8 protein-coding genes and 1 tRNA gene are annotated in these 12406 nt (G+C 45.2%); 7 read left to right on the top strand and 2 right to left on the bottom strand.

The window, feature by feature from the left end; all coding sequences use genetic code 11:
- Positions 1-129 precede the first annotated feature (129 nt).
- From FHX64_RS11395 to FHX64_RS11365, 7 genes are all read left to right on the top strand, one after another.
- Positions 130-2751, top strand: coding sequence for a glycoside hydrolase family 2 protein (locus FHX64_RS11395; RefSeq protein ID WP_183412424.1), 2622 nt, complete (start codon positions 130-132; stop codon positions 2749-2751).
- An 84-nt stretch (positions 2752-2835) separates the two neighbouring features.
- Complete coding sequence (locus FHX64_RS11390) at positions 2836-4107, top strand: MFS transporter (protein ID WP_183412423.1); 1272 nt, start codon at positions 2836-2838, stop codon at positions 4105-4107.
- Positions 4108-4300: 193 nt separating this feature from the next.
- Positions 4301-5152, top strand: a complete 852-nt coding sequence (locus FHX64_RS11385) for an ROK family protein (protein ID WP_183413967.1) — start codon at positions 4301-4303, stop codon at positions 5150-5152.
- Positions 5153-5187: 35 nt separating this feature from the next.
- A complete protein-coding gene (locus tag FHX64_RS11380; protein WP_183413966.1) occupies positions 5188-7020 on the top strand; it encodes an outer membrane protein assembly factor BamB family protein in 1833 nt (610 codons plus the stop codon).
- 222 nt (positions 7021-7242) lie between these two features.
- Positions 7243-7605, top strand: a complete 363-nt coding sequence (locus FHX64_RS11375) for a BlaI/MecI/CopY family transcriptional regulator (protein WP_183413965.1) — start codon at positions 7243-7245, stop codon at positions 7603-7605.
- Positions 7605-9200 carry a M56 family metallopeptidase gene (locus tag FHX64_RS11370; RefSeq protein ID WP_183413964.1) on the top strand — a complete coding sequence of 532 codons (1596 nt, stop codon included), beginning with the start codon at positions 7605-7607 and terminating at the stop codon, positions 9198-9200. The genes FHX64_RS11375 and FHX64_RS11370 overlap by 1 nt, the downstream gene beginning before the upstream one ends.
- Before the next feature lie 178 nt (positions 9201-9378).
- Entirely contained in the window at positions 9379-10593 is a 1215-nt protein-coding gene (locus FHX64_RS11365; protein ID WP_183412745.1) for an IS256 family transposase, read from the top strand.
- Between the two features lie 220 nt (positions 10594-10813).
- Here the strand turns inward: FHX64_RS11365 and FHX64_RS11360 are convergent, their stop codons facing one another.
- Together FHX64_RS11360 and FHX64_RS11355 are read right to left on the bottom strand one after the other, a co-directional pair.
- Positions 10814-11494 carry an NUDIX hydrolase gene (locus tag FHX64_RS11360; RefSeq protein ID WP_183413963.1) on the bottom strand — a complete coding sequence of 227 codons (681 nt, stop codon included), beginning with the start codon at positions 11492-11494 and terminating at the stop codon, positions 10814-10816.
- A gap of 774 nt (positions 11495-12268) precedes the next feature.
- A tRNA-Leu gene (locus tag FHX64_RS11355) sits at positions 12269-12350 on the bottom strand.
- Positions 12351-12406 lie beyond the last annotated feature (56 nt).

Genomic DNA, 12406 nt, shown 5'->3' with positions numbered 1-12406 from the left:
GGAGTTGATTCTGCATATACCCCTATGCAAAAGCCGTCTCAAAAACAGATCTCACCCATTAGAAGAAACAGAAAAATATGATCGATGTACCCTTTATATATATAACCTAATCATAAAACAACAGCAATCATGAAACGCTATTTGAATATAACCGGGCTGCTTCTGGCATTATCCGCAGCACTCCCGGCAAACGCAACCAAAGCCGGAGAGTGGAACGTTCAAAAAGAAGAGATACGAAGCAACTGGCAGATACAATCCTCAGCAAAAGCCGGATCCGACGGGACAATGCTCTCGGGAGCGAATGCCACCACGAAAGGCTGGTATGCAGCTACCGTTCCCGGCAGTATCTTAGGCTCCCTGGTCAACGACGGCATCTACAAGGACATCTTCTATGGCCGTAACCTGGAGAAGATACCCGAGAGCCTCTTTAATGTTCCCTGGTGGTACAGGACAACCTTTACAGTTGGAACACCTTCCGCCGGCCAGGTCTACCGCCTTCGTTTCAATGGGATCAGCTACCGTGCCGATATATGGTTAAACGGGAAGAAGATTGCCTCTTCAGATACACTACAGGGAAGCTTCAGGCAATTTGTGCTGGAGGTCACCCCCTACATAAGGAAAGGCACCAATGTACTGGCACTGGAAGTCACCAGGGCAGGAGCAGGAGAATTAAGTGTCGGCTTTGTAGACTGGAACCCCGAACCGGCCGATCACAACATGGGCATATGGCGTGATGTGGAGTTACTGGGCAGCGGGCCTGTGAGCATAGCAGAACCCTTTGTGGAAACCCAGGTAGATACTGCGACCCTCGACCATGCAGCAATTACCATCAGCGCCCGGTTGCATAACCATAGCGGCCAGCGTATGTCAGGGGAACTCAGGGGCATGATCGGGAACACGGTCGCCTTTTCACAACAAGTCACCATTCCCCCTTACACAAGCAAGGAAATACGCTTTACGCCATCCCGGTTTCCACAACTGAAGATGGACCATCCGCGGCTATGGTGGGTACATACGCTGGGCAAGCCCAACCTGTACGACCTCCATTTGCAGTTCTATGCCGGCAAGGCACTCTCGGACAATAACTATCTCCGGTTTGGGATCCGGGAGGTATCCGATTATATCACGAAAGAAGGACACAGGGGATTCCGGCTGAACGGGAAGAAGATACTGGTCAAGGGAGGAGGCTGGACCGACCCGATGTTCCTGAATGCCACGCCAGCCTATGAATCAGCCGGCATCGACTATGCCGTCCACATGAACCTGAATGCCATCCGGATGGAAGGGTTCTGGGGTCATGACCAGCACATCTATGACCTGTGTGACGAAAAAGGTATCCTGATCATGGCAGGCTTCAGTTGCCAGTGGGAGTGGTCGAACCTCATGAAGACGAAAGACGATCAATACAGTGCCATCATCACCCCTGAACAAAACGACATCGCCGCCGGTTCGTGGCAGGATCAGGTCATCTGGCTGCGCAACCACCCGAGCATCTTCCTGTGGCTTTACGGGAGTGACAAATGGCCGCGTCCCACCCTGGAGAAGCGTTACTTAGATATTTTGAAGAAGTATGATCCGACACGGCCCTCGGTATCCTCGGCAGCCGAGCACACCAGTGTGTTGACAGGACCGTCAGCGGTGAAGATGCGCGGGCCGTATGACTACGTTCCCCCGATGTACTGGTATGCCGATACCACTCATGGAGGCGCTTTCGGGTTTAATACGGAGACAGGCCCCGGTCCGGAGATACCGGTGCTGGAGAGCCTGAAGAAGATGATCCCCAACGATTCGATCTGGCCTATCGGCAGCGCGTGGATGTACCATGCAGCACGCGGGGCTTTCCATAACCTGACAGCCTATAACCGCGCCATGGATAACCGGTTGGGTGCCCCCAAAGATTTGGAGGATTACCTGCGCAAAGCCCAATACCTCAATTATGAAGGCATGCGGGCGATGTATGAAGCCTTTGAAGCCAACCGTTTCAGGGCTACCGGCATTATCCAGTGGATGTACAATGCCTCATGGCCAAAACTATGGTGGCAACTCTACGATTACTACCTGATGCCCACCGGAGCCTTTTACGGAGCCCAAAGCGCCAACGAGCCACTGCACATATCCTATAATTACGGGAACAACAGTATTGATGCGATGAATAACACATCCGCCGTGGCCAATGGCCTTTCCGCAGAAGTCAGGGTATTTGATTTCGACATGAAACCAGTATTCCATCAAACCATATCCCTGCATTCCCTTCCTGCACAAGCAACGAAGCAAGTGGTTACTTTACCATCTGATCTCAATGTGAGCACCACCTGGTTCCTGGATTTGCGCCTCTATAACACAACACATCAATTGATCAGCACCAATTTTTATGTACTCTCCACCAGGCACGACGAGCTGGATGAAGCCAAAAGCAACTGGTATATCACACCCCAGTCGCAATATGCCGACCTTACGATGTTACAGCAATTACCCATGGTGACATTGGACAAACGTGTGAGTGTGACACAACAGGGAGGCAACACCCGGGTAACGGTAAAGCTGAAGAACCCCACGAAGCAGCTGGCCTTTATGGTCTATCTCGACCTGAAGGATAAAACCAGGGATGCCTCTGTGACGCCCGTCTTCTGGGGAGAGAACTACTTCACCCTGTTGCCTGGGGAAGAACGAACCATATCAGGGTATTGCCATAGTGCCGACCTGCACGGCGATGCGGCAGAAGTGACGGTAGGCGGGTGGAATGTAAAATGACCACCCATCCCTGCTGCTGTTTGTAAGATATAACATTAAAAAAACGATATCCGGAAATACAATATCCCATCATAGAACAAGACAATGAAAAACCAATCCCATCCCAGGAGGAACTATTATATCGTGTCGCTGATCCTGCTGACCTTTTTTGTGATCTCTTTCCTGACCAACATCATCGGGCCGCTGGTTCCCGACATTATCAAAGGCTTCCATCTGAACCTCACGCTGGTGGCCGTTCTGCCATTTGCTTTCTTTATTGCCTATGGCATTATCTCCATTCCGGCAGGCATCCTGGTTGAGAAATACAAGGAAAAGAAGATGATGGCAGCCGCGTTTACCATCTCATTTGTCGGGGCGCTGATGCTGGCGCTGTTTCCCAACTACCTAACGGCAGTAGTATCCCTGTTCCTTATCGGCTGCGGGATGGCGATGCTGCAGGTGGTCATTAACCCGCTGCTGCGCACCTCAGGCGGGGAAGAACACTACGCCTTCAATTCCGTTCTGGCACAACTCATCTTCGGGCTGGCCTCCTTTCTCAGCCCGTTGGTCTATTCCTGCCTGGTGACCGATCTTGACACCACGGGAGGCACTCATTCCCTTTTGGCCTCGCTGGTACCGCACAACCTGCCCTGGGTTTCGCTCTATTGGTTGTTTGTTGTTGTCAGCCTGGCAATGATTGCCATCATCCTGGTATCCCGGTTCCCGAAGGTCATCCTGAGCGATGAAGAAAAAGCTCCTGCGTTGCAGGTACACATCGCCCTTCTCAGGAAGCCCGTTGTCGTCCTGTTCTTTATCGGCATCTTCTGTTATGTTGGCACAGAACAGGGCGTGGCCAACTGGATTTCGCAGTTCCTCTATGCCTACCACCACTATGACCCACAGATTACAGGCGCCAGGGCGGTAGCCTATTTCTGGGGTTTTATGACAGCGGGAGGATTGCTGGGGCTTGGATTACTGAAGCTCATGGACAGCCGCAAGGTACTGGTAGGATTCACGGTGATGGCCATTGTATCGCTGAGCCTTGGATTGTTTGCAAAGGGAGGCATTGTGTTGGTAGCCTTTCCGCTGGTAGGTTTTTTTGCCTCGGTGATGTACCCGGTGATCTTCTCCCTGGCGCTGAACTCCCTGCAAGAGCATCATGGTGCCTTTTCCGGCATCCTGTTAACCGGAGTGATCGGAGGAGCCATCGTCCCGCTGGTCATTGGATGGCTTGGCGACCATGTAGGTTTGCGCACCGGTATGTATTTCCTGTACCTGACACTTGGTTATATCCTCAGTGTAGGCTTTTGGGCCAGGCCGATCATTGTGAACAAGACTATCCGGCATGGCCACAGGAGGGATCAAATCACTGAATGACAGAATAACAGATGAAACAGCACGAAGTTTGGAAGTTAAATGAAGTCCAGAAGATAAGGAAGAACCGGGAAAATCGGTAATCCGGTTAATCCAACGTTCCCATAACAGATTGACTTTAGACTTTAGACCTGTTGTTGCTCTTGGTTCTTGATTTCTGACTTTGGATGAGTACCAAAAACTAACATATAAACACATGAATACCCAACAAATCATCGGGATTGATCTGGGCGGCACCCAGGTACGGGCTGGCCTGGTGGAAGGACAAAGGATTACACATCTTGTCTCGGGACTTATCCCTGCCGGCGGTAATGAACAAGAAGTACTGGAGGCATTATACCTGCAGGTTGATGCCCTCATGCAGCCCACAACACGAGCCATTGGTATCGGGGTTCCCAGTGTGGTGGATGTGGAAGAAGGAATTGTGTATGACGTGCAGAACATCCCTTCCTGGAAAGAGGTGCATTTAAGGAGCATGATGGAAGAAAGATACCATATTCCGGTCTATGTGAATAACGACGCGAACTGTTTTGCCCTGGGAGAGAAGTACTTCGGACAGGGTCGCGGTGTTCATTCGATGGTAGGTTTGACCATCGGTACCGGTCTTGGATCGGGGATCATAATCCATGATAAGCTCTATGAAGGCATTAATTGCGGGGCAGGAGAATTTGGCGAGGTGGCCTATCTGGATCACAATTATGAATATTTTGCCAGCGGACAGTTTTTCCGTAATTGTTACGACACGACGGGAGAGAAGGTATTCGGGCAGGCAGTAGCAGGAGATAAGGAAGCACTGGCCATTTTTGAATCCTTTGGGATACATCTGGGGAATGCGGTGAAGATGATCCTGTATGCCTATGATCCGGAGTTGATTATCCTGGGAGGTTCAATCAGCCAATCCTACGAATTGTTTCAGGAATCCATGTGGAGAAGCATCCGGAGGTTTACCTATCAGAAGTCGTTGGAGAGGTTCAGGCTGGTGGTCTCGGAACTGGAATCATGCGGAGTCCTGGGAGCAGCCGCCCTCTATTATGACAAGCAACACTGATATGCCTGTCGGTTGATGGTTAAATCAGATTAATCATGCTGAAAAAGGTTTTACTCTTTTGTGTATTGTTATGGGGATGCCTTTTACAGGCGCAAACGGAATTTGCTTTGCTCACTGATATACATGTGAGTCCGGGAAATGCCAATGAGAAGGCCCTTGCAGATATTATTAGGGAGATCAATGAGGCACATGTCCCTTTTGTGATTATTACCGGTGATTTAACCAATCAGGGAAGTAATACCGAATTGTTGAATGTCAAGCGGATGTTTGGTCATTTTACTGTACCCTATTATGTACTTCCCGGTAATCATGAAACTACATGGTCGGAGAGTGCTGTCAAAGAATATTTCAAACTCTTTGGCAACGATCGTTTTGCTTTCAGGAAGGATCATTTCTTTTTTATCGGATATGACACAGGGCCTTTCATGAAAATGGGGGATGGAATTGTAAAACAGGAAGATATGCGTTGGATAGACAGAACGCTGTCACGCGTTCCTCCCGGAGTACGAATTGTTTCCTTATGTCATTATCCTTTCACGGTGGATGATCTTGGAAATGGCCCCGAGGTGATTGCCCTGTTGCAAAAATACCATACCTCGGTGGCGTTTTGCGGCCATGGACATCAGTATAAGAATATGATATTTGGAGGATTACATGATGTGATGCTGCGTTCCACTTTTCTGGCGGGTGATAGTGGACCGGGATATTCGCTGATACGCCTTACAAAAGACTCTGTTCTTGTAGATGAGAAACTGGTTGGTGGTGTATGTCGCCAGCGTTATGCTTTTGCCTTTTCTGCTAATGATACGCTTGTGTCGGTACCCTCTTATGAAAACGGTGTTCCACTTCCTCCAAATGTCCATTTATCGTTAATTTATCAGGATACGGCATCGATTTTTACCGGTGTTGCGGTTGGTAAGCAGATGTTTTATTTTGGCAATTCGCTGGGCTATGTAAAAGCTGTTTCAAAGAAGACCGTCCAGCCTGTATGGAGTTATTCCACAGGTTATCCACTATATTCCACTCCGGTTGATGATGGCGCTCAACTACTCGTTGCTGCCACCAATGATACATTGTACTCTTTTGATGCACAGCATGGAAAGAAACGGTGGCAATTAGCAGGAGATGCTCCGTTTGTTGCCGATGGCATAATAAAGCAAGGAAAATGGTATCAAGGAGGTTACAAAAAGTTTTACGAGATTGATCCATTAACAGGCTCTTTCAATTGGGTTTACTCTGATCTTGGAAGTTACTGTCAGGCGAGGCCTGCGGTCGCTTCGGGTAAAGTGGCTTTTGGAGCATGGGACGGTTACCTTTATTGCCTTAACAACCACAACGGACAGTTAACGTGGAAATGGAATGACGGGAAACGGCAGACTCTTTTTTCTCCGGCAAATTGTATCCCCATTATTCATGACAATCGTGTGATCATTGTAGCGCCTGATCGTTACATGACATCTATTTCTTTGCTTAACGGGCATACGTTATGGCGCAGTCATGCATATACAGTACGTGAATCGCAGGGACTGTCGGAAGATGGAAGAACTGTTTTTTCCAAATTAATGGATGGACGATTGTTGGCTGTTTCGGCTACAGATGCCAATTTTCACCCACTTTGGGTGACGGATGCCGGTTTGGGTTACGAACATGCTCCCTGTCCTGTGATCATGTATAAAGGGGTTGTTTATCTTGGGTCCCGTCATGGTGTGGTGGTTGCTGTGGATGAAAAAACGCATGCTGTTTTATGGCGCATTCGGTGTGGATTTTCAGAGGTAAATCAATTTACCATCGACAAAGCCGGTGCTATCTACTTTTCGCTGGCAGAAGGAAAAGTGTACAAAATAACCTTTGGGACATCCTCCCGATAAATAAACCGTTGTATTTACTTGTCATCTCTTTGCCTTTACCCTTTATCTTTACTTGGCGCTTCATGACGTCAACATGGCAAACTCAATCTGATGATCAGTTTGTTATGAATGGAAAGATTAAATAAATATAATTGAATACGAATTTGGAATATTATTACGAATGTTTCGTAGATTTGCATCGTGATCATAATGGCCATTATATTACAATAAAAAACGATCGTGATGAAAAAACTAAGTCAGCAAGAGGAACAGGTTATGCAGGTGCTTTGGCAATTGCAGGGAGGAGTAGTGAAAGATGTGCAGGAAGCTTATCCGGCACCAGCTCCGCCATACACTACACTGGCGTCGACCCTGAAGAGTCTGGAAAAGAATGGGTATGTTTCAAGTCGGCGCTATGGGAATGTTTACTGGTTTGAACCGTCAGTGAGCAAAGAAAGTTATTCCGAGAATATGCTTTCGGGCATAATCGATACCTATTTTCAAAGTTCTTATCGTTCGCTGGTGGCATTCTTTGCCCAGAAGGAGAAAATTTCGCGTGAGGAATTGGAAGAGATTGTCCGTTTGATAGAAAACAGGAAAGAATAATGGAAACGTTTACCATTTACATCATTAAAGTGAACATTGTGTTTACACTTTTGTTCTTGTTTTATCTCGCTTTTTTGCGTCGTGACACTTTTTACACGGCCAAGCGATTTTACCTTGCGGGAAGTATGGTATGTGCTGCCTTTTTGCCTTTGTTTCATCTGGCAAAGCTAATACCTCAAAAGCAACCGATTCATTATGTGATTATTTTGATTAATCAGTCAATACCCGTGTCACAGTCGCACGTTACACATCAAAATGAAGGCTGGATTATTGCCGGCAGTTTACTGGTCGGAGGATTGCTGATTACGTTTCTGATTCTGTTTGTGCAGTATGTGCAATTGTTCAGTATGGTGCGTCGTTGCCAGACGGCAACGGTGGCCGGGATCAGGGTGTATGTTCCCCGCAAAGAACTCAATCCATTTTCTTTCAGGGGAAGAATCTATCTGAATCCTTCGTCCTACAGCGAGGATGAATTGATAAAGATTATTACTCACGAGCAGGCACATATTGGGCAGAAGCATGGATTGGACCTAATGCTGACTTCTTTTTTTCAATCATTGGTGTGGATGAATCCTTTTTACTACTGGTTTGCGACTTCGGTGCGCGAAAATGTGGAATTCATGGCCGATCATAAGGTAATTGATGCAGGAAATGACCCTAAATCATATCAATATGCTTTGCTGAAGGTTGCACAAACGTCATCGTTGTCATTAATACAGCATTTTAATGTTTCTCATTTAAAAAAACGTATTATCATGATGAATAAAAAGAAAACCCATCTTGCATGGTCGGGAAAATATCTGCTGATATTTCCCGTGTTACTATTGTCTGCATTATTGGTGAATGCCAGTGAATTGAAGTCTGCCTGGATGAATGCCGATTTTTCAGGCGACAGTTCTGTTCCAGCCCTTTCGGGAGAACCGTCAGCTTCTCCTGCGACAGCGCAAAAAACGGATACCCTGATCCTGAACCATCATTCTACGCAAGCTCGTCCCCTCGTAATTGTTGACGGAAAAAAGACATCAATGGAGGATCTTAACAAAATGAATAAGGACGATATTAAATCGATCAATGTCTATTCTGACAAATATTCTGACAAAATATTACAACAATACGGGGAGAAAGGGCCCAAAAGTGTAATCATTGTTTCAACCAAAGGAGGGAAAAAATCTTCGGTGATGATTACGAATGATGGGAATGGTACCAACTCCAGTATGACCGTTGAGAAGGATGGCAAAACAACGAGAATCACTCAAACCGATTCGTTAACCATTGTACAATCTAAACATGGCGAAGTAATTACATCCAAAAATGGGAATATGGCAGTTATAAACCTGTCAGGGAAGGTTGCTTCAGTGGTTGCCGGCACGCATTCGGGGGGCAGTACCTCGGTGTTTACATCGGCAGGCGGCGTTAATGTCCCCTTGTTTATTGTTGACGGGAAAGAAAGGCCGGCGTCAGCTATTTCCCATATTGATTCCAAAGATATCGTGCGCATGGATGTTTTGAAAGGTGAAAGTGCTAAAGAACAATATGGTGAGAAAGGCGCAAACGGAGTAATTATTATCACCACTAAGCATCACAAAACAAACTAGTAAGATCTATACTTTTCTCATACTTAATGAAAATCGTGCTGGCTGCTCTGTGAGGAGCGGCCAGTATCATTAGAGCTGTTTGTTGAGAAACTGTTTCTTTGCATCTTTGAGACTGTAAATTAAACTGTGTCAGTAAAGAATAAAATAATTTTATAACTTTACAATACAGTTTATTTTTATGGAAGAATTTGATTACAAGGCTTTTCAAGCCAAAGTTTTAGAACAGATAAAATCTGGCAAACCCCTTTTAGGCAAAGATGGTGCCTTTGCGCCCTTGTTAGAAAATATTCTAAATGCAGCTTTAGAGGGAGAAATGGATGCTCATTTAGATGAAGATGAGCGTAGTTTAGGCAATCGGCGCAATGGACGTATGTCCAAACAAGTTCAAACCCAATTGGGTGAAGTCACCGTTCATACACCCCGTGACCGCCATTCCAGTTTTGAACCTGAGTTTATAAAGAAACGTGAAACAATACTTGCAGAAGGTGTTGCAGACCGTATAATTGGTCTTTATGCCTTGGGGAACAGTACTCGGGAAATAAGCGATTGGATGGAGGAAAACCTTGGAAACAGGGTTTCTGCTGACACAATCAGTTCCATAACAGACCGGGTTCTGCCAGAGATTCAGTCCTGGCGTAGCAGGTCATTGGATAGTGTTTATCCAATTGTTTGGATGGATGCCATTCACTACAAAGTGATGGACGAAAAGAATCGCCCTGTAACACGAGCCATATACAACGTATTGGGTGTTGACCGTAACGGTTACAAAGATTTGCTTGGCATGTATATTTCCAAAAGCGAAGGAGCTAACTTTTGGTTATCGGTGCTCACCGATCTTCAATCAAGAGGAGTAAATGACATTCTAATAGCCTCTACGGACAATCTTAGTGGCTTTTCAGATGCTATAAAAAGCGTATTTCCACACACAGTAGTTCAAACTTGTGTGGTGCATCAAATCCGCAATTCAATTAAATATGTTGCAAGTAAAAATCAGAAAACGTTCATGAAAGATTTGAAGCTTGTTTATCAAGCAGTAAGCAAAGAGCAGGCAGCAATCGAACTCGATAATCTTGATTCAAAGTGGGGAAAGGATTATCCAATTGTCATTAAATCATGGCGTGATAATTGGGAAAAACTAACCGCTTATTTTGAGTTTTCTGATGCTATCCGAAGAATCATATATACCACCAATACCGTAGAAGGCTATCACCGTCAGATAAGGAAAGTTACCAAAAACAAAGGTGTTTTTACCAATGATACAGCATTGGAAAAATTGGTGTATTTGGCCTATCGCAATATCCGGAAAAAATGGACTATGCCTCTGTCAAACTGGGGGTTAACTGCACAACAACTGGCGATTAAATTTCCTGAAAGGTTTAATTTATTTGAATAAAATCACAACATCAAATAAATATCCAGGCATTTTTCTTAGTTTTGCTTCCACCCAACAAAACGATGGTGAAACTTTGTGCCATTGTAATAAAAAACGATTAGGGGGTCGACCCCTAACCGTTTTTGCCCAACAAAACTCAGGATCTTCATTATCCATTATAAAAAATCGGATTAATTGAGTATCTGAAATTTGATAAGAATTGAAACTGACACAGTTTATTTTACGCTACCGCATCTTTCTGAAGCTTTTCTATTTTTTGCACAAACTCATGTACCATCCGTGCTGTTATCCCCCAGATCACACCCTGATCGGTTTTGTATACCAGCACTTTGTAACGAAAGTTTCCCCACGGTTTTGTATAGGTTTCAGGCAGACCCAACTGTACGACAGGTAAAAGCACAGTTTGTTCTCCTGTGTGTTCATTGTGCAGGAAAGGATGCACCTGTACCTGTACGCTATATTGTTCGGGTAAGTTATTGATGAAATATGATACCGGAACAGCGATTACCCGTTCCACTTCGCTTTTGTTGATTGAAAGCTCGTTGAGGGTTATGTCAGCGATGCCGATAAATGCATCCACGATTACGCCCATCGGTGCCACCAGCGTATTCAGTTTGCCAATGACCTCAATTTTATCAGCAGGAATTCCCATTTCCTCTTGTGTTTCACGCAACGCCACGCTTTCCAGAGTGTCATCAGTCTCGTCTATTTTTCCTCCCGGAAAACATATTTCGCCTCCCTGACGAATCTCTGCCGATCGTTTTTGAAATACAAAATGATATTCGCCATTTATAGGGATTAATAAAACCAGTATCACTGAGTTAAAGTAATCATCCCTGCTTTGCAACCCCTGGTCATATCCAAACTGTGTTTTGAGCTTGTTAAAATCTTCTGTCTTCATGCCTGTTTATGTTCTGCGATGATTTTTACACTTTTCTTGTTGATCACAATCGCAACTCTACATATTTCTTTCATCAATCAACTCTTTTCGATACTTGCATTACCCCCATGTTAATGTTACAATACCTACTCTGTTATTTACATTCCTGCTTTTGTAACATTCACAAGGGCACTCTGCGGTGAACGCAACGGCTTATGTAACGTTACAAAGATAGGTCTGCGAATTACATTACTGCTTTTGTCACTTTAAAAAAACTACTCTGCCGTGCGCAGACCTCCTTCATTAACGTGACAAAACCTACTCTGTCGTGTGCAGAGTCCACTTTGTCACATGAAAAAGGGTGCTTTTGTTATACATTAATAACATATCAAAAGCAATCTATGTGGAATGTGTTTAGCAGAGGAGGTTTCGCACACAACAAAATGTGTTATGCAACATAAAAATAACTTTTTTCATGTGACAAAAACTACTCTGCAAAAGGCTGAAGTCACTTTGTAACGTGACAAAAGCTGTTCTGCACATTGCAGAAATGGGTTTGTCACACAGCATAAATCATATAATCATCTGTTTTATTGGCTAAAATCAGTTGTATTAACTTTTGTTTGTGTTTTTGTATTTGGCACTGTTAAAAAATTAACAATAAAATATGAAGCCTTCCTGTTAGTACAAACCGGGATTAAAGATATACAAACTTATTGCTTTGAAAGAAAACTGACAAGCGTTGGCAGGGTACTGAATTCGAATCAGTGCTGCAAAAAGAGAAGAATAAAAAAGTGCGGACGACGGGACTCGAACCCACACGCCTTTCGGTACCAGATCCTAAGTCTGGCGCGGCTACCAATTACGCCACGTCCGCATTAGCGCTGCAAAGATATTGCTTTTTTGCCAAATACCAAAGCTGTTTGGCAGTGG

The organism is Microbacter margulisiae (assembly GCF_014192515.1).
Taxonomy (GTDB): Bacteria; Bacteroidota; Bacteroidia; order Bacteroidales; family Paludibacteraceae; genus Microbacter; species Microbacter margulisiae.
This window is presented reverse-complemented; position numbering and strand designations above follow the sequence as displayed.